Origin of the sequence: Streptomyces axinellae, from assembly GCF_039532135.1 — a bacterium.
Classification (GTDB): domain Bacteria; phylum Actinomycetota; class Actinomycetes; order Streptomycetales; family Streptomycetaceae; genus Streptomyces; species Streptomyces axinellae.
On sequence record NZ_BAAARJ010000027.1, the window covers coordinates 1 to 23,493 of the forward strand.

Annotated in this window: 20 protein-coding genes; 5 read left to right on the forward strand and 15 right to left on the reverse strand. The window is 68.6% G+C overall.

Annotated elements, in window-relative coordinates; genetic code table 11:
* Window positions 1–305: 305 nt before the first annotated feature.
* The 3 genes from ABD339_RS30000 to thyX all read right to left on the reverse strand — a co-directional run bounded on the left by ABD339_RS30000 (window position 306) and on the right by thyX (window position 4,054).
* A complete protein-coding gene (locus tag ABD339_RS30000; protein WP_344570301.1) occupies window positions 306–1,991 on the reverse strand; it encodes a ribonuclease J in 1,686 nt (561 codons plus the stop codon).
* Window positions 1,992–2,158: 167 nt separating this feature from the next.
* Complete coding sequence (dapA, locus tag ABD339_RS30005) at window positions 2,159–3,058, reverse strand: 4-hydroxy-tetrahydrodipicolinate synthase (RefSeq protein WP_344570302.1); 900 nt, start codon at window positions 3,056–3,058, stop codon at window positions 2,159–2,161.
* 258 nt (window positions 3,059–3,316) lie between these two features.
* Window positions 3,317–4,054: an FAD-dependent thymidylate synthase gene (gene thyX, locus ABD339_RS30010; RefSeq protein ID WP_344570303.1), complete on the reverse strand. Its 738-nt coding sequence runs from the start codon at window positions 4,052–4,054 to the stop codon at window positions 3,317–3,319.
* A 359-nt stretch (window positions 4,055–4,413) separates the two neighbouring features.
* Between thyX and ABD339_RS30015 the strand changes: the two genes are divergently transcribed.
* Complete coding sequence (locus ABD339_RS30015; protein ID WP_344570304.1) at window positions 4,414–4,653, forward strand: hypothetical protein; 240 nt, start codon at window positions 4,414–4,416, stop codon at window positions 4,651–4,653.
* 159 nt (window positions 4,654–4,812) lie between these two features.
* On the forward strand, window positions 4,813–5,418 hold the full coding sequence (locus tag ABD339_RS30020; protein ID WP_344570305.1) for a hypothetical protein: 606 nt from the start codon (window positions 4,813–4,815) through the stop codon (window positions 5,416–5,418).
* Here the strand turns inward: ABD339_RS30020 and ABD339_RS30025 are convergent.
* The 4 genes from ABD339_RS30025 to ABD339_RS30040 are packed head-to-tail and all read right to left on the reverse strand — an operon-like array spanning window position 5,415 to window position 10,309.
* Entirely contained in the window at window positions 5,415–5,870 is a 456-nt protein-coding gene (locus tag ABD339_RS30025) for a tetratricopeptide repeat protein (protein WP_344570306.1), read from the reverse strand. The two genes, ABD339_RS30020 and ABD339_RS30025, sit on opposite strands and share 4 nt — an antisense overlap.
* Before the next feature lie 14 nt (window positions 5,871–5,884).
* Window positions 5,885–6,637, reverse strand: coding sequence for a 4-hydroxy-tetrahydrodipicolinate reductase (dapB, locus tag ABD339_RS30030; protein WP_344570307.1), 753 nt, complete (start codon window positions 6,635–6,637; stop codon window positions 5,885–5,887).
* Between the two features lie 55 nt (window positions 6,638–6,692).
* Window positions 6,693–8,075: a M16 family metallopeptidase gene (locus ABD339_RS30035; protein ID WP_344570308.1), complete on the reverse strand. Its 1,383-nt coding sequence runs from the start codon at window positions 8,073–8,075 to the stop codon at window positions 6,693–6,695.
* Complete coding sequence (locus tag ABD339_RS30040) at window positions 8,072–10,309, reverse strand: polyribonucleotide nucleotidyltransferase (protein WP_344570309.1); 2,238 nt, start codon at window positions 10,307–10,309, stop codon at window positions 8,072–8,074. The genes ABD339_RS30035 and ABD339_RS30040 overlap by 4 nt, the downstream gene beginning before the upstream one ends.
* Before the next feature lie 34 nt (window positions 10,310–10,343).
* Here ABD339_RS30040 and ABD339_RS30045 point away from each other — a divergent pair, with 34 nt between their 5' ends.
* The gene (locus tag ABD339_RS30045; protein WP_344570310.1) at window positions 10,344–10,535 is read left to right on the forward strand and encodes a hypothetical protein; all 192 of its coding nucleotides are present in this window, start codon (window positions 10,344–10,346) and stop codon (window positions 10,533–10,535) included.
* A gap of 99 nt (window positions 10,536–10,634) precedes the next feature.
* Here the strand turns inward: ABD339_RS30045 and rpsO are convergent, their stop codons facing one another.
* Together rpsO and eccD are read right to left on the reverse strand one after the other, a co-directional pair.
* Window positions 10,635–10,925, reverse strand: a complete 291-nt coding sequence (gene rpsO / locus ABD339_RS30050) for a 30S ribosomal protein S15 (protein ID WP_326687625.1) — start codon at window positions 10,923–10,925, stop codon at window positions 10,635–10,637.
* 94 nt (window positions 10,926–11,019) lie between these two features.
* Complete coding sequence (eccD, locus tag ABD339_RS30055) at window positions 11,020–12,546, reverse strand: type VII secretion integral membrane protein EccD (RefSeq protein WP_425576143.1); 1,527 nt, start codon at window positions 12,544–12,546, stop codon at window positions 11,020–11,022.
* Between the two features lie 490 nt (window positions 12,547–13,036).
* Between eccD and eccCa the strand changes: the two genes are divergently transcribed.
* Together eccCa and ABD339_RS30065 are read left to right on the forward strand one after the other, a co-directional pair.
* Window positions 13,037–17,002: a type VII secretion protein EccCa gene (gene eccCa, locus ABD339_RS30060; RefSeq protein ID WP_344570311.1), complete on the forward strand. Its 3,966-nt coding sequence runs from the start codon at window positions 13,037–13,039 to the stop codon at window positions 17,000–17,002.
* Between the two features lie 265 nt (window positions 17,003–17,267).
* Complete coding sequence (locus ABD339_RS30065) at window positions 17,268–17,498, forward strand: DUF397 domain-containing protein (protein ID WP_344570312.1); 231 nt, start codon at window positions 17,268–17,270, stop codon at window positions 17,496–17,498.
* A 171-nt stretch (window positions 17,499–17,669) separates the two neighbouring features.
* Here ABD339_RS30065 and ABD339_RS30070 read toward each other — a convergent pair whose 3' ends face one another.
* The 6 genes from ABD339_RS30070 to mycP form a co-directional block, all read right to left on the reverse strand.
* Complete coding sequence (locus ABD339_RS30070; RefSeq protein WP_344570313.1) at window positions 17,670–17,990, reverse strand: WXG100 family type VII secretion target; 321 nt, start codon at window positions 17,988–17,990, stop codon at window positions 17,670–17,672.
* Between the two features lie 79 nt (window positions 17,991–18,069).
* Entirely contained in the window at window positions 18,070–18,426 is a 357-nt protein-coding gene (locus ABD339_RS30075) for a WXG100 family type VII secretion target (protein WP_344570314.1), read from the reverse strand.
* 75 nt (window positions 18,427–18,501) lie between these two features.
* Entirely contained in the window at window positions 18,502–19,599 is a 1,098-nt protein-coding gene (locus ABD339_RS30080) for a S8 family serine peptidase (protein ID WP_344570315.1), read from the reverse strand.
* Window positions 19,600–19,782: 183 nt separating this feature from the next.
* The gene (locus ABD339_RS30085; protein WP_344570316.1) at window positions 19,783–21,585 is read right to left on the reverse strand and encodes a hypothetical protein; all 1,803 of its coding nucleotides are present in this window, start codon (window positions 21,583–21,585) and stop codon (window positions 19,783–19,785) included.
* Between the two features lie 29 nt (window positions 21,586–21,614).
* Window positions 21,615–22,073, reverse strand: a complete 459-nt coding sequence (locus ABD339_RS30090; RefSeq protein ID WP_344570317.1) for a hypothetical protein — start codon at window positions 22,071–22,073, stop codon at window positions 21,615–21,617.
* A 144-nt stretch (window positions 22,074–22,217) separates the two neighbouring features.
* Window positions 22,218–23,447, reverse strand: a complete 1,230-nt coding sequence (gene mycP, locus ABD339_RS30095) for a type VII secretion-associated serine protease mycosin (protein WP_344570350.1) — start codon at window positions 23,445–23,447, stop codon at window positions 22,218–22,220.
* Window positions 23,448–23,493: the final 46 nt, after the last annotated feature.

Below are 23,493 nucleotides of genomic sequence, written 5' to 3' on the forward strand. Positions count from 1 at the left end.
GAAACCCGGCAGATCGGGGTATCAACATATCTGGCGTTGACTTTTGGCACGCTGTTGAGTTCTCAAGGAACGGACGCTTCCTTCGAAACCATCTCACCGGCTTCTCCGGGCGCTTCCCTTTCGGTGTTTCCAACCTTACCAGAATCTTTTTCCACTCCGTTTCCGGAGTTTTCTGGATTCCTGGCCATCCGAGTCCTCGGGGCGCTGAGCGTCCCGGTTTCCCGTTGCGGTGGAGATGTAAACGTACTGGAGCGGGGCGCCTGGAGGCAAATCGAGGCGCCCCGCCGTTCGGCGGTTCCGCTGGCTCAGACCTCGACGACCACGGGGAGGATCATCGGGCGGCGGCGGAAGGTGTCCGAGACCCACTTGCCGACAGTGCGGCGCACCAGTTGTTGCAGCTGGTGGGGCTCCGCGACGCCGTCCTGGGCCGATCTGGCCAGTGCTTCGTCGATCTTCGGCATGACGTCGGCGAACGACGCGTCGTCGATGCCGGAGCCCCGCGAGTGGATGTGGGGGCCTCCGACGATCTTGCCGGTCGTGCTGTCGACCACGATGAAGACCGAGATGATGCCCTCGTCGCCGAGGATGCGGCGGTCCTTGAGGGAGGTCTCGGTGACGTCTCCGACGGAGAGCCCGTCCACGTAGACGTAACCCGCCTGGACCTTGCCGCTGATCTTGGCCTTGCCGTCGACCAGATCGACGGCGACGCCGTCCTCGGCGATGACGATGCGATCGTGCGGGACGCCGGTCTTGGCACCCAGCTCGGCGTTGGCACGCAGGTGGCGCCACTCCCCGTGCACCGGCATCAGGTTCTTGGGCTGACAGATGTTGTAGAAGTACAGCAGCTCGCCCGCGGAGGCGTGTCCGGAGACGTGGACCTTTGCGTTGCCCTTGTGGACGACATGAGCGCCCCAGCGGGTCAGCCCGTTGATCACGCGGTAGACCGCGTTCTCGTTGCCCGGGATGAGGGAGGACGCGAGGATCACCGTGTCGCCCTGGACGATGCGGATCTGGTGGTCGCGGTTGGCCATGCGGGACAGGGCGGCCATGGGCTCGCCCTGGGAGCCGGTGCACACCAGCACGATCTCGTCGTCCGGGAGGTCGTCCAGTGTCTTGACATCCACGACGAGCCCGCCCGGTACCTGGAGGTATCCCAGGTCACGGGCGATGCCCATGTTGCGGACCATGGAGCGGCCGACGAACGCGACGCGGCGGCCGTGCTCGTGGGCGGCGTCCAGGATCTGCTGGATGCGGTGCACATGGCTGGCGAAGCTGGCCACGATGATGCGCTTCTGTGCACTGGAGAAGACCTGGCGCAGCACCCCGGAGATCTCGCGCTCGGGCGGGACGAATCCGGGGACCTCGGCGTTGGTCGAGTCGCTCAGCAGCAGGTCGATGCCCTCTTCGCCCAGGCGTGAGAAGGCGCGCAGGTCTGTGAGGCGGCCGTCCAGCGGGAGCTGGTCCATCTTGAAGTCGCCGGTGTGGACGACCATGCCGGCCGGGGTGCGGATGGCGACCGCGAGGGCGTCCGGGATGGAGTGGTTGACGGGGACGAACTCGCAGTCGAAGGGGCCGACGCGCTCGCGGTGTCCCTCCTCGACCTCCAGCGTGTACGGCCGGATGCGGTGCTCCTGGAGCTTGGCCTCGATCAGGGCGAGGGTGAGCTTGGAGCCGATCAGCGGGATGTCCGGCTTCTCGCGCAGGAGGTAGGGGACGCCGCCGATGTGGTCCTCGTGACCGTGGGTGAGGACGATGCCGTCGATGTCGTCGAGGCGATCCCTGATCGAGGTGAAGTCGGGGAGGATCAGATCGATGCCGGGCTGTTCCTCCTCGGGGAAGAGGACGCCGCAGTCGACGATCAGCAGCCGTCCTCCGTATTCGAAGACGGTCATGTTGCGGCCGATCTCGCCGAGGCCGCCCAGTGGGGTGACGCGGAGGCCACCCTCCGGGAGCTTCGGCGGCGGACCGAGCTCAGGATGCGGATGACTCAAAAGACTCTCCTTACCGCGCGCGCCACGCACCCGCCTGGGCACGTGGCGCGCGATATTCATGATGCGTACGTAGACGTATGTGTCGTGCTGAGACGTACGTGTCGTGCTGTTGCGTTGGGGTCGTGCACTGCCGTAGTCCGGCGGTATGCAGTTGTGAAGTCTGAGGTCTACAGGTGTACCCCACCGTGCACGAGATCGTGCTTGAGCTGCTCCGTTTCCTCCGGAGACAGCTCGACCAGCGGGAGGCGGAGCGGGCCGGCGGGGAGGCCGAGGTGGCCGAGGGCGGCCTTGGTGGTGATCACGCCCTGGGTGCGGAACATGCCGGTGAAGACCGGCAGCAGCTTCTGGTGGATCTCGGTGGCCTTGGCGACGTCGCCGCTCAGGTGCGCTTCCAGCATGGAGCGCAGCTCGGGGGTGACGACGTGGCCGACCACGGAGACGTAGCCGACTGCGCCGACGGACAGCAGTGGGAGGTTGAGCATGTCATCACCGCTGTACCAGGCGAGTCCGCTGGTGGCGATGGCCCAGCTCGCGCGGCCGAGGTCGCCCTTGGCGTCCTTGTTGGCGACGATGCGGGGGTGCTCGGCGAGCCGGACGATCGTCTCCGTGTTGATCGGGACTCCGCTGCGGCCGGGGATGTCGTAGAGCATGACCGGCAGGTCGGTGGAGTCCGCGATCGCGGTGAAGTGCCGGTAGAGCCCCTCTTGCGGAGGCTTGCTGTAGTAGGGCGTCACGGCGAGGAGGCCGTGTGCGCCGGCCTTCTCTGCGGCGCGGGCGAGCTCCAGGCTGTGGGAGGTGTCGTTGGTGCCGGCTCCGCTCACCACGTGTGCCCGGTCTCCGACTGCCTCCACGACGGCCTTGACCAGCTGCGCTTTCTCCGCGTCGGTCGTGGTCGGGGACTCTCCGGTGGTGCCGTTGACGACGAGTCCGTCGTTGCCTGCGTTCACCAGGTGGGCAGCGAGCCGCTGCGCGCCGTCGAGATCGAGAGCACCGTCCGCGGTGAACGGCGTGACCATCGCGGTCAGGACCCGCCCGAAGGGCGTCTGCGGTGTGGAGGTCGGAGCCATGGGGTCCACGCTACTCGCAGCGCCCCCCGGCTGGCTCGCTCGGGGCTGAGGATCGGCCTGAAGGGGCTCGAAACGGGGGGCCTCGGCACTGCCTGCTCGGGGGTTCAGGCAGTGCCGAGACCGCTTAATCACCCTAGATGAACTTCTTGAAACGCCGCAATACGGACACCTGTCGTTCCGGGCAGACCGGTGACGGGGCGGCCGAAGACGCAGGGTGCGCCAGGGCGCGCCCCCCAGCCTCGATCCGGATTCCCGTCATCAGGGCGCGACACGGCCGTTGGAGTTGAAGGCCGCGTACGTCAGCGGCATGAGCTTGGCCCACTGCTCCTCCATCAGCTCGCCCACCATCTCGATCTCGCGCTGCGGGAAGCTGGGGACCTTGGCGTTCTCGTGCTGGGTGCGCAGCCCGAGGAAGTGCATGAGGGAGCGGGCGTTGCACGTGGCGTACATCGAGGAGTAGAGCCCCACGGGCAGCACGGCGCGCGCCACCTCACGCGCGACCCCGGCGGTGAGCAGCTCCTGGTAGGTCTCGTACGCCTGCCGGTAGCTCTGCTCCATAGCCTGGGCGGTCAGCTTGTGCTGTTCGGGTGTGCCCTCGACGAACTCGTACTTGCCCGGACGGCCCTGCTGGACGAGCTTGCGGGACTCGTCGGGGACGTAGAAGACCGGCTGCAGACGGCGGTAGCGCCCGGATTCCTCGTTGTAGGACCAGCCGACGCGGTGGCGGTGGAACTCGCGGAAGACGAAGAGCGGGGCGCTGATGAAGAAGGTCATCGAGTTGTGCTCGAAGGGGCTGCCGTGGCGGTCCCGCATCAGGTAGTTGATCAGCCCCTTGGAGCGCTCCGGGTCCTTGCTCAGCTCCTCCAAGGACTGCTCGCCCGACGTGGAGACCCGGGCCGCCCACAGCACGTCGGTGTCTGCCGCGCTGTGCTTGATCAGCTCGACCGTCATGTCGCTGCGGAAACTCGGGGCGGGCGGGGCGGGGGTGTCGGTCACCGGCTGGTCCTTCCACGTACGTCTGCCAGGGCGGAGCCAGCCTAAGCGGAGCCACCGACAGCGCCGTGTCCTCGTCCTGTGGAGGCGAGCGCCGACAGCGGCGGTCGGCGGCGGACACCGTCTCGCGCGGGCGGCGGGACGGGCGGTCCGACCGCGATCATTCGAGCGCTATATCCACTCTTGATCGGACATAAGCGGCTCGATGCGCAGATACGGCACCCCGCCGCCATACGTCTTCAGCGCGATTGATATTTTTCACAGGGGATCGCCGGGAGCGGGCACTCATGCACAGCCCCGGACGTTTGCCCCTTTACAGCCCAGAACGATCACCTTCCAGAACGATCTCAGGAGAGCCCGTCATGTTCCGCCGCGGAGAGCCAGTGCCGTTCGCCTTCATAGCCGAGGCCGACCGCTTCCGCAGTAATGTCACCCCGCCGCCCCGTCCTCGCCGCAGCTTCGGCGAGGTCGCGGGGAACGCCTTGGTGGGGCTGACGATCGTCGCCGGTCTCGTCGGTTCCGTCTTGGTCGGCCTGCCCGCGTTGCAGGAGGACCACAGCGGTCCGGCGAAGGAACATCCGGCGGCTGCCGAGCACCGCTGACCGGTGGGCCCGCTCCGGTGAGCGGTGGCCACCCCAGGGCGCCCGTTCCGGCGCGGCGCCCCGGGGTGGCCCGGTCTGCCGGACCTCGCTAATCTCACGGCACACAGCCCCAGTTGCACAGCCCGCTGTGGGCTGTTGTGAGCGAGCGAGGATCCTGCCGTGCCCCTGCCTTTTCTGACGGCCGACCGTGAGTCGAGCGTGCTCGCGGCCCAGTCGGTCCCGCCTCTGTACGCCGACCGTGACCTGTGGCGGCGCCCCTACCGGCCCGGTCCCTGGCGGGTCGGCGGCGGTGCTCTGCTGCTCCTGCTCGCGTCCTACCTGCTCTTCTCCGCGCTGATCATCATCTTCGCCGGGGCGACCGCGAGCGGCGCCGTCTGCGCGGGGGCCGCGGCGCTCGTCATCGTCTTGGCGCTGCGGCTGCTGAGGGCGGGAATCTGGGTCAGCTCGCACGGGCTGCGCCAGGTGGGGCTCTTCCGTACGAAGACGCTGGCCTGGCGGGAGATAGCGGCTCTGCGCACCGTTCAGCGCCCCGTGAGATGGCTCGGGATGCCCCGTACGGTGCAGGGCGAGGCGCTGTTGCTGACAGCCGCCGGGGACGGGCGCGCGAGTGGCCGGGGCACGGGCGACGGCGCGGACGCCCATCGGGTACTGCTGACCAATCGCAACGCCGACTTCCTCTCCCGCACTGCCGCGTTCGACCGCGCCGCCGACGTCATAGAGAGCTGGGCCGCCGAGTCCCGGACCGCGGGAGCGCGGGTCGGCTAGCGGCTCTCGGCTGCCGCCTTCTCGTGCAGGGCGATGGCGTGCTGCATGGCCTTGCGGGCCCGGGGGGTGTCCCGGGCATCGTGGTAGGCGACGGCCAGCCGGAACCAGGAGCGCCAGTCGCCCGGGTTCTCCTCTGTTTCGGCCTGTCGGCGCGCGAAGGCCGCGTCGGCCGAGGCGCGGTCGATACGGCCAGAGGGCAGGCGCTCCAGCTCGTCGGGCGGCAGTCCGCCCTCGGCCTCCAGTTCCCGCGCCAGCCGGCCCGCACGGCGGGCGAAGCGGGTGGTGTGCCACAGGAACCACGCCCCGATGAAGGGCAGCACCAGCACCGCGGCGCCGAAGACGACGGTGACCGCGGTGCCCTGCTGGATGAGCAGCACGCCCCGGCTGCCGACCAGGACGAAGTAGACGACCAGGACGGCGGCCAGCAGAAAATAGGTGATCTTCGCACGCATGCTGCTCAGCCCCGTCAGTCCAGGTCGAGGAAGTGTTCAAGCCCGAAGGTCAGGCCCGGCACCGAGGGGACCTTGCGCACTCCGAGGAGCACGCCCGGCATGAACGAGGAGCGGTGCAGCGAGTCGTGCCGGATGGTGAAGATCTCCCCCTCGTCGCCGAAGAGGACTTCCTGGTGGGCGACCAGCCCGCGCAGCCGTACGGCGTGCACGGGAACGCCATTGACCTCGGCTCCGCGCGCACCCTCCAGTGCCGTGCTGGTCGCGTCGGGCTGATCGGGCAGGCCGGCGGCCTGACGGGCCTCTCCGATGAGCTGGGCGGTGCGTACGGCCGTGCCACTGGGTGCGTCGGCCTTGTTCGGATGGTGCAGCTCGACGATCTCGGCCGACTCGAAGAACCGGGCGGCCTGCTGCGCGAAACGCATGGTGAGGACGGCTCCGATGCCGAAGTTCGGGGCGATGAGGACGCCGGTGCCGGGCGAGGCGTCCAGTTGGCCGCGCAGCCGCGAGAGGCGCTCCTCGGTCCATCCGGTGGTGCCGACAACGGCGTGGATGCCGTTCGCGACGCAGAACTCCAGGTTGCCCATGACCGATTCGGGCTGGGTCAGTTCGACGGCGACCTGGGCGCCGGACTCGGTGAGGGCGTCGAGGGAGTCGTCGCGGCCGAGGGCGGCCACCAGTTCCATGTCCTCGGCCGCCTCGACGGCGAGTACGGCCTCGGAGCCCATCTTGCCCTTGGCTCCGAGAACGGCTACGCGCAGCTTGCTCATCTGATGCTTTCCTTCGGGGGAGGTGGGCCGGCGTTCGTGCGGCGTGGGCCTGCCATCAGGCGACGGCTTCGTGCAGGCGCGCTGCCTGCCGGTCGGTGAGCGGTCCGACGACCGACAGGGACGGGCGGTGGGCGAGCACCTCGCGGGCGACCTCGCGGATGTCGTCGGGGGTGACGGCGGAGATCTTCGCGAGCATCGTGTCGACCGACATCTGCTCGCCCCAGCACAGCTCGCTCTTGCCGAGGCGGTGCATCAGTGCGCCGGTGTCCTCCAGCCCGAGCACCGTCGATCCGGACAGCTGCCCGATGGCGCGCCGGACCTCGTCGTCCTTCAGTCCGGAGCCTGCGACCTGGTCCAGTTCCTGGCGGCAGATCCTGAGCACGTCCGGCACCTGCGCCGCGCGGCAGCCCGCGTAGACACCGAAGAGGCCGCAGTCGGCGTAGCCCGAGGTGTAGGCGTAGGTGCTGTAGGCGAGGCCGCGCTTCTCGCGGATCTCCTGGAAGAGCCGGGAACTCATGCCGCCACCCAGCGCCGTGCTGAGCACGGCGAGCGGCCAGCGGCGCTCGTCGTTGCGGGAGACGCCGGGCATCCCCAGCACCAGGTGTGCCTGCTCGGTGGGCCGGTCCAGCAGCTCGACGCCCCCGGCCGTCCGGATGGTGCGGGCTCCCCCTCGGGGGCCCACCGGCTCCGCGCCTTCCGTGCGGGCCAAAGCGCCCGCACGGTCGAACGCGGCCCGGACCTGGCGTACCACCTTCGAGTGATCGACGTTTCCGGCGGCGGCGACGACCAAGCGGGTCGGATCGTAGTGCTTCCGGTAGAAGCGGGCCACCTGATCGCGGGTCAGCGCGTTGACGGTGTCCACGGTGCCCAGGACGGGGCGCCCCAGCGGCGAGTCGCCGAACATCGTCTGCGCGAACAGGTCGTGGACGCAGTCGCCCGCGTCGTCCTCGGTCATGGCGATCTCTTCGAGGATGACGCCGCGTTCGGACTCCACCTCTTCGGGGTCGATGACGGAGCTGGTGAGCATGTCGCAGACGACGTCGATGGCCAGCGGGAGGTCGGCGTCCAGGACCCGCGCGTAGTAGCAGGTGAACTCCTTCGCCGTGAAGGCGTTCATCTCGCCGCCCACCGCGTCCAGCGCGCTGGAGATCTCCAGTGCGCTGCGCCGCTCGGTGCCCTTGAAGAGCACGTGCTCCAGATAGTGGGTGGCGCCGTTGAGCGCGGGGGTCTCATCGCGGGAGCCGACGTGGGCCCAGATGCCGAAGGTGGCGGAACGGACGGTCGGCAGGGTCTCGGTGACCACGCGCAGCCCGCCGGGGAGCACTGTCTTGCGGACGGTGCCCATGCCGTTCTCGCCCTTGAGCAGGGTCCTGGTACGGGCGACGGCCCGCCTCGCCGTGGTGGCGGGGCGGGCCGTCGTACGGGGCGTACGGGTCACTTCGCGGACTCGTCCTCGGGCTGTGCGGCCTCGGAGCCTTCGGAAGCCGACTCCTCCTCGTCCAGGACGGGGATGAGGGAGAGCTTGCCGCGCTGGTCGATCTCGGCGATCTCGACCTGGACCTTCTGGCCGACGCCGAGGACGTCCTCGACGTTCTCCACACGCTTGCCGCCGGCGAGCTTGCGGATCTGCGAGATGTGCAGCAGACCGTCCTTGCCCGGGAGCAGGGAGACGAACGCGCCGAAGGTGGTCGTCTTCACGACCGTGCCCAGGTAGCGCTCGCCGACCTCGGGCATCGTCGGGTTGGCGATGCCGTTGATGGTGGCGCGGGCGGCCTCGGCGGCCGGGCCGTCGGCGGCACCGATGTAGATGGTGCCGTCGTCCTCGATGGTGATGTCGGCGCCGGTGTCCTCCTGGATCTGGTTGATCATCTTGCCCTTGGGGCCGATGACCTCACCGATCTTGTCCACCGGGATCTTGACGGTGATGATCCGCGGGGCGTTGGGGGACATCTCGTCCGGGACGTCGATGGCCTCGTTCATGACATCCAGGATGTGCAGACGCGCGTCACGGGCCTGCTTCAGCGCGGCGGCCAGGACCGAGGCGGGGATGCCGTCCAGCTTGGTGTCGAGCTGGAGCGCGGTCACGAACTGCTTGGTGCCGGCGACCTTGAAGTCCATGTCACCGAAGGCGTCCTCCGCACCGAGGATGTCGGTGAGGGTGACGTAGTGGGTCTCGCCCTCGATCTCCTGGGAGATGAGGCCCATGGCGATACCGGCGACGGGGGCCTTCAGCGGCACACCGGCGTTCAGCAGCGACATGGTGGAGGCGCAGACCGAGCCCATGGACGTCGAACCGTTGGACCCGAGCGCCTCGGAGACCTGACGGATCGCGTAGGGAAACTCCTCGCGGGTGGGCAGCACCGGCACGAGCGCGCGCTCGGCGAGCGCCCCGTGGCCGATCTCGCGGCGCTTGGGGGAGCCGACGCGGCCGGTCTCACCGGTGGAGTAGGGCGGGAAGTTGTAGTTGTGCATGTACCGCTTGCGGGTCACCGGCGAGAGGGTGTCCAACTGCTGCTCCATGCGGAGCATGTTCAGCGTGGTGACACCCAGGATCTGGGTCTCGCCGCGCTCGAAGAGAGCGGAGCCGTGCACCCGCGGGATGGCCTCGACCTCGGCGGCGAGCGTACGGATGTCCGTGACGCCGCGGCCGTCGATGCGCTTCTTCTCCTTGATGACGCGCTCGCGCACCAGGGTCTTGGTCAGCGCGCGGTACGCCGCGGAGATCTCCTTCTCGCGGCCCTCGAACTGCGGGATCAGCTTCTCGGCGGCCAGCGCCTTGACGCGGTCCAGCTCGCTCTCGCGCTCCTGCTTGCCCGCGATGGTGAGGGCCTGGGCCAGCTCGTCGCGGACGGCGGCGGAGAGGGCCTCCAGGATGTCGTCCTGGTGGTCCAGGAAGATCGGGAACTCGCCGGTGGGCTTGGCGGCCTTGGCTGCGAGGTCGGCCTGGGCCTTGCACAGCACCTTGATGAAGGGCTTGGCCGCGTCGATACCGGCGGCGACGACCTCCTCGGTGGGGGCCTCGACACCGCCCTTGACCAGCTCGATGGTCTTCTCGGTGGCCTCGGCCTCGACCATCATGATCGCGACGTCGCCGTCCTCCAGGACACGGCCGGCGATGACCATGTCGAAGACGGCGTCCTCCAGCTCCGTGTGGGTCGGGAAGGCGACCCACTGGCCCTTGATCAGCGCGACGCGGGTGCCGCCGACGGGACCGGAGAAGGGCAGGCCGGCCAGCTGCGTGGAGCAGGAGGCGGCGTTGATGGCGACCACGTCGTAGAGGTGGTCGGGGTTGAGCGCCATGATCGTCTCGACGATCTGGATCTCGTTGCGCAGGCCCTTCTTGAAGGAGGGGCGCAGCGGCCGGTCGATCAGCCGGCAGGTGAGGATCGCGTCCTCGGAGGGGCGGCCCTCGCGGCGGAAGAAGGAGCCGGGGATCTTGCCCGCGGCGTACATCCGCTCCTCGACGTCCACCGTCAGGGGGAAGAAGTCGAGCTGGTCCTTGGGATTCTTGGAAGCGGTGGTGGCCGACATCACCATGGTGTCGTCGTCCAGATACGCCACGGCGGAGCCGGCGGCCTGCTTGGCCAGGCGGCCCGTCTCGAAGCGGATGGTCCGGGTGCCGAAGGCGCCGTTGTCGATGACGGCCTCGGCGTAGTGGGTCTCGTTCTCCACCAGGAAAATCTCCTCGTCTGTGTCCGCTGCCCGTATGGCCGCGGACCGTCTGCGGCGGAGCGCTCCCGGTGCGGGCCGGTCTTCGATCGAAGCACCCGGAAGCTTCGGACTCTCCGGGGGCCACTACCGAGGACCGGCGTCGGGGGCGCGCTCCTGCCTCGTACTGGATGTACTCGATGTGCTCGACGTACTCGATGTGCTGTTGTTGTGCTACGGCTCGCTGTGACCAGACTACAAAGCATCCCTGTCACGCGAGATACGGCTTTGCCGCGATACGGCGAAGGGAGCGGTCCCCGGTCTCGGGAACCGCTCCCTTCCGCATGTGCTAGCGGGCGCCGGCCGCGCCGCGGCGGATGCCGAGGCGCTCGACCAGGGCACGGAAGCGCTGGATGTCCTTCTTCGCGAGGTACTGCAGCAGGCGGCGGCGCTGGCCGACCAGAAGCAGCAGACCACGGCGCGAGTGGTGGTCGTGCTTGTGAAGCTTCAGGTGCTCGGTCAGGTCGCTGATCCGCCGGGAGAGCAGCGCCACCTGAACCTCGGGGGAGCCGGTGTCACCCTCCTTGGTGGCGAACTCGGACATGATCTGCTTCTTCGTCGCGGCGTCGAGAGACGACACTCGTACTCCTCATGGATTCCGGCCACCGAGCGCCCCTGGTCTTCTTCACAGGGGTTCCTTGACTACTCGTGAGGCCACTACAGCGTAGCAGTGGCTAGCTGGTGAGACTGCGGGCGGCCGAGTAGACGTTCATCACCGCCAGGCACAGCGGGACCAGCGTGAGCAGGACGAAGGTCTCCAGGATCTCCACGAAGCGGCCCCAGAAGGGGGTCACGCCCTTGTCGGGGACGGCCAGGCCGATGCCGATGATCACGGCAGCGGCTCCGGCGAGCGCGGCGGTCAGCCATACGGTGCGCAGCGAACCGCCCTCCGCGGGGAAGTCCCCGGCCAGACCGGCGCCCAGCAGCACGAGCGAGGCCAGCCCCGCGACCAGGGAACAGCTGACCTGCGAGGTGTAGCGGAAGAGGCGGGCGCGCAGCAGCATGGCGACGCCGGTCATCAAGGCGAGCAGCTGGCCCCACAGGGAGCTGGAGAGGCTGAGCACGGCGCTGGAGACGATGACGACGGCCGCGCAGCCGCCGACCAGGCCGACGAGCATCTCGTGGCCGCGCCGGGCCTGGGCCGCGATGCGCTCGGCGTCGATCGCGCCCTGGGTCTCGGGGGCCGCGTCGGGGTCGGTGTCGTAGTCGCTGGTCGCGCTGCGCGTGGTCTCGAAGCCGATGGGCAGCCGCGCGAAGCGGGTGGACAGCCCCGGCAGGAAGGCCAGGACGCCGACGGCGAGCGGGGCGCAGATGGCGGCGGTCTCCACGGGGCGGATGTCGGTCACGATCGAGATGAAGGTGATCAGGGTGCCGACGGTGGAGGTGAAGGCGGCGGCGACGAAGGGCCCGTCGCCGTTGGGGGTCAGGGCGATCAGGATCGAGGAGATCAGCAGCACGGCCACGCAGCCGAGCAGGAACTGGAGCCTGCCGATGCCCTGCCCGCTCTCCAGGGGCAGCAGTCCGCTGCCTGCGACCAGGGCGTGCGGCAGGGCGGCGAGGCCCAGCGCGATGGCGGTGGGCCGGTCGTCGTAGACGCGGGCGCGCACGGCGGACAGCGCGGTCAGCAGCACGCCGGTGACCGCGGCCAGGATCCCGGCCAGGCCGTGCATGTCGTGCCCGGCCGGGTCGGAGAACCACAGCACGAGCGCCATCAGGGCCAGCAGCGCTCCCCCGCCGATGAGGCCGGCGGCGCGCATCATGCTGTCGCCCCACAGCTTGCGGTCCCGCGTGACGGCGGAGGCCACGGCATCGGAGACGTCGTCGAAGACGGCGGGCGGCAGGGACTCGGCGAACGGACGGAGGCTGAGCACCTCCCCGTCGAGGATCCGCTGGGCCATGAAGGAGCGGGCGCTGTCCAGGACGGTGCCGTCGCGGCGCACCAGGTGGTAGCCGACCGGGGCGCCCTCGGCGGGGCTCTGCCCCGACAGGCGGAGGATCTCGGGGTAGATGTCGGCGACGGGGATGTCCTCGGGGAGGGCGACGTCGATACGGCTGTCGGGCGCGACGATGGTCACCCGGCAGAACCCGGTGTCCAGGGCGGCTCCGGCCGCCGGGCGCGGCGCTCCGGCCGCTCCCTGGGCTCCTCCGGCACCCGGTCCACTGCCGGGTCCTGTGGCCGCGGCGGAAGCCGTCGTACTCACCTGTGTGTCCCCCTCGGAAGCCTGCTGTTGAACGCCTGCTCGTGCTGCTGCCGATGCCGGCGCCGATTCCGTCCGCCTGCCTGCCGACCTTCTGCTCGGGCTCGGATTCGGATTCGGGTTCGGGCTCGGCCCCGTGCCGCCGGAGCGGCTCCGCTCTTCCGTGCCGTTGTGGTCCGTTGTGGTCCGCTCCGGGCCCGTGCCGGTCCGGAGCGGAAGCCCCTCCGTCGCGGACCGGATCACTCCGCCCGGAACCGCGCCCCGGGCCGGATCCGCTCCGTCCGGCTCGCCGGTCCTGACCGTCTCCGGGCCGACGCGACGGCGGCTGTGACCGCACACGGCCGTTCGCGGCGCGCACGCCGACAGCGCGCGCCACCCTACCGCTCCCCGTCAACCCCGCGTGCCACTAGGATCGCCAGCCGCGGAGGGGGACCGTCGCCACGGGGGCGCCGGCATCGAACTGTCCCTTCCGCGCGAGGGAATTGGTGCGCGAGTGACCCAGATTGTCGTCAAGCGTCCGCCTCGGGCGTTGCCCCCCGAAGTGCCCGATGAGGAACTTCAGATGGAGGCACCGCCCGAACTGCCCCGGGGCCAGCAAGAGGGCATGCTGATGCAGCTCCTGCCCATGCTCGGCATGGGCGGCTCCAGCATGTTCTTCTTCATGCCCGGCATGAACACCCATCCGATGATGCGGATCATGGGCGTGCTGATGCTGGTCTCCACGGTCGGCATGGTCGTCGCGATGGCCGTGCGATTCCGCAGGGGCACCCAGGGAGACCTGGCGCAGACGCGGCGCGACTACCTCAAGTACCTGGCCCAGACGCGTCGTACGGTGCGCAAGACGGCGCTCAAGCAGCGGGACGCCCAGTTCTACCTGCACCCGGCGCCCGACCAGCTGTGGTCGCTGGTGGCCGAGGGCAGCAGGGTGTGGGAGCGGCGCTCGTCCGACGAGGACTTCGGGCAGGTCCGTGTCGGGCTGGGCGCACAGCAGCTGGCAACGCCGCTGGTCGCGCCGGAGACCGCGCCCGTGGACGAGCTGGAGCCGCTGACGGCCGGTGCGATGCACCAGTTCCTCAATACGCACGCCACCCTCGACGGACTGCCCATGGCCGTCTCCCTGCGTGCCTTCTACCACGTGACCGTCAGCGGGGAGCCCGAGTCGGTGTACGCCTCGGCACGGGCCATGCTGTGTTCCCTCGCGGCGCTGCACTCCCCCGAGGACCTCGTGATCGCGGTGGCGGCGGGTCGGGAGAACTACGGCGCCTGGGACTGGGCCAAGTGGCTGCCGCACGCGCAGGCCAGGGACCTCGCGGACGGGGCGGGCACCCGGCGGCTGATCATGAACGACGTCATCGAGCTGGAGGACCTGCTCCTGGCCCGGCTGGAGGGCCGGCCCCGCTTCAATCCGGCCGCCGAGCCGCTGGTGGAGCAGCCGCACATCGTCATCGTGGTGGACGGGACGGTCGTGCCGCCCAACTCGGTGCTGGCGGCGCCCGAAGGGCTCCAGGGCGTCACCGTGGTGGAGATAGTGCCCGGCGACACGGACGGCCCGCGCGGCGGGCTCTCGGTGCTCGTACGGCCCCGCGCCCTCCAGCTCGAATCGGGCCAGGGCCTGGTCTACGACGGAATGCCGGACGCGCTCTCGTACACCGCGGCCGAGGCGGTCGCCAGACAGCTGGCGCCGCTGCGGGTGGGCACGGGAGGGGATGACGAACCGCTGCTGGCGAAGCTGGAGTTCACCGAACTGCTCAACCTGGGCGACCCCGCCTCGGTGGATGTCAGCCGCACCTGGCGGCCCCGCTCGCAGTCCGAGCGGCTGCGGGTGCCCATCGGGGTGGGCGAGGACGGCCAGCCGGTCATGCTGGACCTGAAGGAAGCCGCGCAGGACGGCATGGGCCCGCACGGACTGTGCGTGGGAGCCACCGGCTCCGGTAAGTCCGAGCTGCTGCGGACGCTGGTGCTGGGCCTGGCCGTCACCCACTCCTCGGAGACCTTGAACTTCGTCCTCGCCGACTTCAAGGGCGGTGCGACGTTCGCGGGCATGGCGCAGATGCCGCACGTCGCGGCCGTGATCACCAACCTCGCGGACGACCTGACGCTCGTCGACCGCATGGGCGACTCCATCCGGGGCGAGCTGAACCGGCGCCAGGAGATGCTGCGCGACGCGGGCAACTACGCGAACATCCACGACTACGAGAAGGCCCGCGCCGCCGGTGCGCCGCTCTCCCCGATCCCCTCACTCGTTCTGGTGATCGACGAGTTCAGTGAACTGCTCACCGCCAAGCCGGACTTCATCGACATGTTCATCCAGATCGGACGCATCGGGCGTTCACTGGGTGTCCACCTGCTGCTGGCCTCGCAGCGGCTGGAGGAAGGCCGGCTGCGCGGCCTGGAGACCTATCTGTCCTACCGCGTGGGCCTGCGCACCTTCTCCGCCGCCGAGTCGCGCGCCGCGCTCGGCGTGCCGGACGCCTACCACCTGCCGTCGGTTCCGGGCTCGGGATACCTGAAGTTCGGGACGGATGAAATGACCCGCTTCAAGGCGGCCTACGTCTCCGGCGTCCACCGCGCGGGCGACGGCGGCGAGCTGTCCGCGAGCCCTCGGTCCGCCAACCGCAAGCCGGTGCTGTTCACCGCGGCCCCCGTACCCGTGCAGCAGCCGGACCCGGACTCGGTGGCACCCGTACCGGCGCAGACCGCCGGGGAGGACGACGCACTGGCCGACACCGTGCTCGATGTGGTCGTACGGCGCCTGGAGGGCCAGGGCACGCCCGCCCACCAGGTGTGGCTGCCGCCGCTGGACGCCGCCTCGCCGCTGGATGAGCTGCTGCCGGGCCTCGCACCCGTGGAAGGCCGCGGCCTGACCGTTCCGGACTACCCGAGGCTCGGGCAGCTCATGGTGCCCATCGGACTGGTCGACAAGCCGTTCGAGCAGCGCCGGGACCCGCTGTACCTCGACTTCTCGGGCGCCGCCGGACACATGCTGATCGTCGGCGGGCCGCAGTCGGGCAAGTCCACGCTGCTGCGCACCTTGACCGCGGCGTTCGCACTCACCCACACCCCCTCCGAAGTGCAGTTCTACGGACTCGACTTCGGTGGCGGCGGCATGTCCTCCATCGGTGAGCTGCCGCACGTCGGCGGCACCGCCTCCCGCCTCGACCCCGAACGGGTGCGCCGCACCATCGCCGAGGTCTACGGCATCCTCAACCGGCGCGAGGAGTACTTCCGGGCCAACGGCATCGACTCCATCGCCACCTACCGCAGGCGCCGCTCCCGCGGCCAGATCACCGACCAGCCCTGGGGCGACGTCTTCCTGCTCATCGACGGCTGGGGGAACTTCCGCAACGAGTACGAGGGCCTGGACGGCATCATCCACGACATCGCGGGCCGCGGCCTCGGCTACGGCGTCCACCTCGTCGTCACGGCCTCCCGCAACATGGAGGTGCGCGCCTCGCTCAAGGACCAGTTGGCCAACCGGCTGGAGCTGCGGCTCGGCGACACCATGGACTCCGAATTCGACCGCAGGGTCGCCGCCAACGTGCCCCCCGGCGTCCCCGGGCGCGGCCAGACCCCGCAGAAGCTGCACTTCATGGCCGCCGTGCCGCGCATGGACGGAAACGGCACCGCCGACGAACTCTCCGACGCGACGGCCGCCATGTGCGAGACCGTCAAGACCCACTGGCAAGGCCCGCCCGCACCCGCCGTACGGCTACTGCCGCGCCGGATGGACGCCGCCCAGCTGCCGAGCGGCGGGGACCACCCGGAGCGGGGCCTGGCGTTCGCCATCGACGAGAACGAACTGGAGCCGGTCTTCGTCGACTTCGAGACCGACCCGTTCTTCCTCATCTTCGGCGAGAGCGAATCCGGCAAGACCGCCCTGCTGCGGCTGCTCGCCCAGCGGATCACGGAGCGCTACAGCGGCGAGGAGGCGAAGATCGTCGTCGGCGACTACCGGCGCTCGCTGCTCAGTGTGATCCCCGACTCGCACCTGCTCGAATACGCGCCCATGTCCAACGCCATGGAGACGCACATGAACGCCCTGCGCGACCTCATGGAGCGGCGCGCTCCGGCACCGGACGTCACCCCGCAGCAGCTGCGGGACCGCAGCTGGTGGAGCGGGCCGAAGGTCTTCATCATCGTCGACGACTACGACCTGGTCGCCACCTCCAGCGGCAACCCGCTGGCCGTGCTGACCGAGAGCCTCCCCTTCGCCCGCGACGTGGGCGTGCGCTTCATCATCGCGCGCAGCTCGGCGGGGGCCGCACGGTCGATGTTCGAAACCTTCATCACCCGGATCAAGGAGCTGGGAGCCCAGGGCGTCGTCCTGTCCGGCGACCCGCAGGAGGGCGACATCCTCGGCAACGTCCGGCCCCGGCCGATGCCGCCCGGCCGTGGCTTCTTCGTCTCCCGGAAGCGGGGTACGCCCATGGTGCAGATCGGATGGTCGCCGGAGCAGTGACCGTCTGAGAGTGCTGCCAGCGCCGACAGCGCCTGAGAGCGCCTGAAAGCGCCTCAAAGCGCACGGCGGCCAGGAGCGCACGGCGGCGGCCGGTCCGATTGGACCGCCCCCCGCCGTACTGGAATCATTCCGGCACGACCAGGGGGCCGTACCTCTGCCGAGGCACCGGAGCACGCGACCGGGGCACGAACCCGGGACATCCGGGCATGCGGCAGGACACGCGTCGAGCTACGGCCCCGAACAGCTTGGGGAGGAGCATCCGCTGATGGGCACTCAGCAGGAGAAGGAAGAGCTGTACGCCATGGACATCTCCGACGTGGTGTGGGAGAGCGCGCCGGGAAGTCCCGAGGAAGAGCGCGTGGAAATCGCCCACCTACCGGGCGGCGGTGTCGCGATGCGGAATTCCAAGGACCCCGACACGGTGCTCCGCTACACCGCGGCGGAGTGGGAGGCATTTGTCCTGGGGGCGCGGGACGGCGAATTCGACATCACGTGAGCCGGACCGACGGCTCTCGGTCAGGAGAGCCGCAGGGCCGGGAGTGAGACCGCGGCTGAGAGCGTGGCCGCTGGAGTGAGACCGGTTGAAAAGCGAAAGGGGACGGCGAGAGCGAATGCTCCCGCCGTCCCCTGTTTCAGCTCGGGCGCGACTTCCGGCCCGGCTGGACGACTACCAGCTGAGGTCGTCGAAGAAGCTGGCCGCCTTCTTGTCGGTGGCCTGGTACTGGTCGTTGCCGTTGCGGACCTTGGTCTCCATCGTGGTCAGCGTGGTGGAGATGCTCTGCACACGCTGGTCCCACTGGCGCTTGATCAAGTTGAACGCCTGACGGGCGTCACCCTCCCAGGCGTCGTCCACCTTGTTCACCGCGGACCACAGAGCTTCGAGCTGGCGCTCCAGCAGCTCACGGCGCACCTTGATGTCGCCCGCGATCTGCTCAACGGTCCCGTAGTGGACCTCCATCACCATGTCGCCGCCAGAATTGGCTGCCATCGTGACTCCCTTCCAAAAAGATGTGTGGGTGGAAAACGTCACCGCTCAAGGCGGTGACGGGAGCTGCGATTTCGGCTGCTCAGATTCCGTGGAGCTTGCTCATGCCCGGAACCGCGCCGCCGGGCGCCGACCCGTTCATGTCGATCTTCTTGAACTCGTCGAGGATCGAGTCGTCGTTTCCACTGCCCACCTTCTGGGTCTGGTCCACGGCGTGGTAAATGCCGTACAGAAGGTTGTGGATCGCGCGGTGGTCGTCGTTGATCCGCATCTGCGCGGAACGGAACGCCCCACCACCGGCACCCTTCCAGCCGGCCTCTGCCGTGGCGATCAACTGGGAGAGCTTACGGAGGTTGTCCTCCAAGTTTCCACCGATCTCGTCAAGGGTCCCCTTGAATGTGACGACTTCGGCATGGCTTAGCTTCTGCTTACCGGGCATGAACTGCATCCTCCGTTTCGCTGCGTTCCGCTGTGCGGACAGCTCGCGCTGTCTGTGACGCTCTGTGCGCCGCGTCTAGTTCCGCCTGCTGCGTACGACGGCGAAGCCACACCCCGCGAGGATGAGAACCCCCGCCCCCACCCCGAGGATGGGAAGAAGCTGACTGCTGCCCCCGTCTTCCGACTTCGAGTCTGCCACCTTCACCTTGTCAGGGGCATCGTCCTCGGCGGAACCCTTTTTACCGGAACCCTTGTCACCAGGTGACTTCGGACCTGGAGCCGTGTTTCCGGTCTTCTTCCCGGTGAGCGGGCTGATGTCCGGATCACCCGGCTTACCCTTTCCCTCCAGAAGATTCATACGGGGCCGGATCGCGCCGTTCCCGATGTACTTGCTGACAGTGTCCTTCTTGCCGTCCTTCCGCCCCGCCGTCTCGATCAGGACGCGCAGCACTTGATTCGCCGTCCACGTCGGATGCTTGGCCCAGACGAGGGCGGCTGCGCCGGAGGCGATGGCGGAAGCGGAGCTGGTGCCCTCGATATTGGAGCAGTATCTCTCACGCTGCCCGTCGCACCATCCGGGCAGTTCCTGGCCTGGGGCAGCGAATGTCGTAGCCCTTCCGGATGACGAGAAATCAGAAACCTTCAGATTTTTTCCGTAGGAGGCGATTGCCGCGACATTAGGGTGAGCGGCGGGGTAGCCGAGACCGTTGGTATTGGCCTCCTGGCGGTCATTCCCCATGGCCGCGATCAGCAATTTCCCCTTGCTGACTGCGTAGTCGAGAGCCCTTTTCATCGGGCCATCGGTCGATGTGCCCCAGGACATGTTGATGATTCTCGCATCGCTGTCCGCTGCGGCTCTGATGGCATCAGCATGGCGATTCAAGCTCTTGTCGATCCCCTTGATGCCCCGCAACGTTGTCCGGATAGGCACGATCTTCGCATCGGGTGCCATTCCTTTTAGCGTTCCGTCTCGACCGGTGCCCGCGATCAGTTCCGCCATCGTGGTCCCGTGACCCACGTCATCCTTTGTCTCGTCACCGGGGGCACCAGAAATATCCTTCCCGGGGAGAACCTGGCCGCGAAGGGACTGAGTCGTCGGATCAACACCAGTGTCCACGACTGCGACCTTGACTCCTTTCCCCGTACTCACTTTCCAGATCTTCTCGATCTGCATCCCGTCCAGATACCACTGCTGGGACTGAACGTCCTCCGCGACGGCAGTGGGGGCCAATCCTCCCTGTAGGGCGGCCATCGCTCCCACCGCCGCCACAACGGACACCACCCGGCGGCGGGCTGTACCTGCGGCCCCCCGCCGTGATCGGACACTTCCTGCCGTCATTTCCGCACTCACCCTGGGTTACTCGACTACTGGCGGGACGCTGTTGTGCTGCCCCCCCGGCCCGGTCTCTTCGTTTTCCGTCAGGTAGTTGGGACGGCGGGGTTCGTTACCGCCGCGCTCCCCGGGCTCACGTTGGTCCTCGTTTCGGACCAGGCCGGCTCCACCCTCAGTGAACTCACCCGGCCTCCGGCCCTGTCCGGACTCACCTGACCGAGGTTCACCGACGATGCCACCAGGAGTCGAAGCGATCCTCTGTCCAGGGCCATCGGTGTCTTTGCTCTTCCGCTTCCCGCGCCCCTTGCCACCCATGGGTGTCATGCCCGCAGAACCACGGCCGGTGCGAGACCCCTCATTGCCGACCACTGTCCCGCGGGGAATGGCGGAGGAGCCACCCTGCGTGGACCGTCCAGGCGTGCCGCCGACGATCCCAGGACGGATCGCGCGGGCGCCCGTACCTCCGCCCACCGGGCCACGACCACCGTTGGCTCCGCCAGGGCCGGTCGTACCCGGATGCATCATTCCGGGACGTCCCATGCCGCGCGGGCCGGATTCAGGTCCGACCGGTCTGCCCGCAGGCCCCGTGATGGGCCGGGTACCCCCTGTGCCCGGCAACCCGGGCCGTCCCGCCGGACCTGGAACGCCAGGCCCCGTCCGACCGGGCGCGACGGGCGGCATGGACTTGGCCACGCCTGGCTTCGCCAGCGAGGGAGAAGTCGTCTTCGGCGGGGGAAAACCGCCCACAGGAGGGGCCACGGGAGACGGCTGCCACCCGTTCTGACCCCCTGGAGTCGGAACGGTGGGCTGTGAGGTGACAGGGGGACCGCTGGCGGGCGGATTCAGGGTCGGTGTGTACGGTGTGCTGTCGAGCCCTGTGGAGATGTCTCCTTCCGAATATCCAGGGGGCACGAATTCACGCCCATGACGCGTCACCGAATCTCGGTCGCCCCCGCCGAGCGGAGTTCCGTCTTGATCCGGGTAGTCATCGGGCCTATGGAAGCTGTTGCTGTTCTGCGAGTTGGCACCGGATCCACCGGGCCCTGTCTCTGTGGGAGTGCGCTTGTTCCACCCGCCGTCCCCCGGCAAAGCCGGCGGCACCCCAACATCCGGCAGCGGCCGGAAGATCGGTTTCTGGGCCTCGGCCCGGTCCATCGCCTGCTGCGACACCGAGTAGTACGAGCTGAGCATGTTCATCTGCTCGATCGCCGCCGCGCGGTCCTTCTCGTACTTGTAGTCCGGGTTGCTGTCGACCCATGCGGGGGAGCGAATGTCTTTGAGGCTGTGCCCTTTTCCGCCGCCCTTGAAGTTGTTCATCAACAGCGGGGCGTTGTCGGGCGGTTCGCTTTTCAGGGTCATCATGTTGTTCTTCACGCCGGTCAGCCCGGTGCTCAGGATGGTGAGTTCTGTGCTGACCGCCTCGAAGAAGCCGCCCATCTTCTGGGTGTCTTTACCCAGTTGTTCCGTCCAGTTCCCTACGGCGTTGGCCGCGTCGCCGTCCCAGTCGACTCGGCCGGCTTCGCGCTGCAGCCAGGAGCCGGCCTTTTTGATTGCCGTTGATGCCTCGTAGAGGGCCGCGCCCACGTCTTCCAGGTCGGACGGCTTGGTGCCTTCCACCAGGGCTTTCATTTCGGCCAGGCTGTGGTTCTCGAAATTGGTGCGGTGTTTCGCCGGCAACAGCGGCATGTGTTCGGGCGCCAGCACCAGTGGCGGCCCGGTCTTCCCGTACTGCTTCTCCTGCAAGTACCGCTGGAACATCTCCGGGCCGACGTTGGGGTTTTCCGTCTCCCCACCGCCCCCGGGCTTCTCCCCGTTCGTCCCGCCCACGAACTGCCTCCCTCTGAGCGTCGACGCCGCTACTGTTCCACCGTTTTGCTGTCATCCTCGGACTTGCCGGACTGTTTGTCCTCGCCCTTGTGATGAGCGCGCCTGGCCTCCAGCCGCTTCTGGATCTCCCAGAATTCCTGCCGCTGGTCGACGTCCACCTTGTCCAACTCCCCGTTGGCTGCCAGGACGGCGACGCTGAATGCGACCAGCTGATCTTCAAGGTCCTTCGAGAGCTGGGTCAGCGAGGTGTGCACTGTTTTGTAGCGCCGGTAGAGCGCGTCGGCCTCGTGGAACTCGCCCGAGCCGCTGCGTAGCGCGGCCTCGGTGAGCTGCTTGCGTTCCATCATCTTGCGTCCGCCCGGCGACTTTTCCAGTTCGCTCAAGGCGTCGTCGATCTTTTTCTTGAATTCCTTCAGGACATGTTCGCCGCCGCGGCGCAGGTCCGGCTTCTTTCCTGACCCGCCACCGGAGCCCCCCGGCTCTGCCATGTCGTCCTCCCCGTCCACCCGTTACGGTCCGCGCGACGCGCAGTGCTCCAAGAGTCACTGTATCCACACCATCCGCCTGTTCCAACTGCAAATCAACCGCTCGCAATTGGTCGCGACACGCATGTGACATACGCGTCTGTTCTGTCAGCCGCCGCTGTCGGCCGAGCCTCGCCGGCGGCGCCAGTCGCGGCAGATGAGCGAGGTGCCTGCGACGACCGCGACCAGGGTCCCGCCTCCCACAAGGACGTAGGTTCCGAGCCTCTCGTTCCGTTCCTGCTGGGTTTCTCCCAGTTGGAGTTTGGCCGGCGTCGGCTTCTTCCCCTTTTCGACGCCTTCCTTCGCCACCGGGCGGTTGATGCGGCGCTCGTCCTCGGTCAGTGCGCGGACCGGATCGACCACGCCCCAGCCGACCAGGCGGTCGTGGCCGGGGGTGGAGCGCTCGGCGGTCTGCTCGATCTGGGCGACGATGTTGCGCTGGCTCCACCGGTCGGCGCCCTTGCTGTGCTTGGCGCGAAGAAGCGCGGCCACGCCCGCGACGTAGGGCGCGGAGAAACTGGTGCCGTTGTCGGCGCAGTGCCCTCCCTTGGGGACGGTGGAGATCATGTCCACGCCGGGTGCCGCGACGCCCACGAAGTCCCCGGACTGGGAGAAGGGCGCCCGCTCGTTGTTGCGGTCGGAGGAGGCGACGGCCAGGACACCGGGGTAGGAGGCGGGGTATGTCTTCTTCACGTTGCCGCCGAGCCCGTCGTTGCCGGCCGAGGCGACGACGACCACATCGGCCGCCAGGGCCCGCTCGATCGCGGTTTGGAGCGTGGATTCCGGCTGAAGGGCCTCGGCGGTGTCCTGGGAGATGTTGATGACGTCGGCGCGTGCTTTGACGGCGTAGTCGATGGACTGCGCGAGGGTGGCGGCGGTGCCGCTGCCGTTGGAGTCGTTCTGCTTGATGGGGATGATCGTCGCCTTGGGTGCCAGGCCGACGAATCCGGTGTCCCCGGCGGGGCGGGCGGCGATGATCCCGGCGACCTTGGTGCCGTGGCCGACCACGTCGGTGGTGCCGTTGGACTTGCCCCGGGGCTGAGCGCGGCCCGACTCGTCCTTCTTGAGCTTCTTGGGGAGCAGGTTCTTGCCCGCCGAGGCGTCAACGGCGTCCTTCAACTGCTCGTGCTCGGTGCTCACTCCGGTGTCGATGACGGCCACCCGCACGCCGGCGCCCTGGTCGGTCCCGCGCCACAGTTCGTTCAGCAGGACCCTCTGAAGGGCCCAGGGGCGGCCCTTGTACGGCTTGGAGGGGAAGCTGCACTGGCCGCCTTCGTCAGCGGCGGCGGGCGGCGCGGTGGCGAAGGTGACCGTCAGTGTGGCGGCCATGACGGCCATCGCGGCTCCGAGGGCGGCCGGCCGCCGTACGCCGCTCGTGCTCTTG

Excerpts from the sequence above, each read along its gene's own strand:
- dapA (WP_344570302.1), bottom strand. The coding sequence starts at position 3,058 with ATGGCTCCGACCTCCACACCGCAGACGCCCTTCGGGCGGGTCCTGACC.
- ABD339_RS30015 (WP_344570304.1), top strand. The coding sequence starts at position 4,414 with ATGTTCCGCCGCGGAGAGCCAGTGCCGTTCGCCTTCATAGCCGAGGCC.
- ABD339_RS30025 (WP_344570306.1), bottom strand. The coding sequence starts at position 5,870 with ATGCGTGCGAAGATCACCTATTTTCTGCTGGCCGCCGTCCTGGTCGTC.
- dapB (WP_344570307.1), bottom strand. The coding sequence starts at position 6,637 with ATGAGCAAGCTGCGCGTAGCCGTTCTCGGAGCCAAGGGCAAGATGGGC.
- ABD339_RS30045 (WP_344570310.1), top strand. The coding sequence starts at position 10,344 with ATGGCCGCGGACCGTCTGCGGCGGAGCGCTCCCGGTGCGGGCCGGTCT.
- ABD339_RS30065 (WP_344570312.1), top strand. The coding sequence starts at position 17,268 with ATGGGCACTCAGCAGGAGAAGGAAGAGCTGTACGCCATGGACATCTCC.
- ABD339_RS30070 (WP_344570313.1), bottom strand. The coding sequence starts at position 17,990 with ATGGCAGCCAATTCTGGCGGCGACATGGTGATGGAGGTCCACTACGGG.
- ABD339_RS30075 (WP_344570314.1), bottom strand. The coding sequence starts at position 18,426 with ATGCCCGGTAAGCAGAAGCTAAGCCATGCCGAAGTCGTCACATTCAAG.
- ABD339_RS30080 (WP_344570315.1), bottom strand. The coding sequence starts at position 19,599 with ATGCAGATCGAGAAGATCTGGAAAGTGAGTACGGGGAAAGGAGTCAAG.
- ABD339_RS30090 (WP_344570317.1), bottom strand. The coding sequence starts at position 22,073 with ATGGCAGAGCCGGGGGGCTCCGGTGGCGGGTCAGGAAAGAAGCCGGAC.
- mycP (WP_344570350.1), bottom strand. The coding sequence starts at position 23,447 with ATGGCCGTCATGGCCGCCACACTGACGGTCACCTTCGCCACCGCGCCG.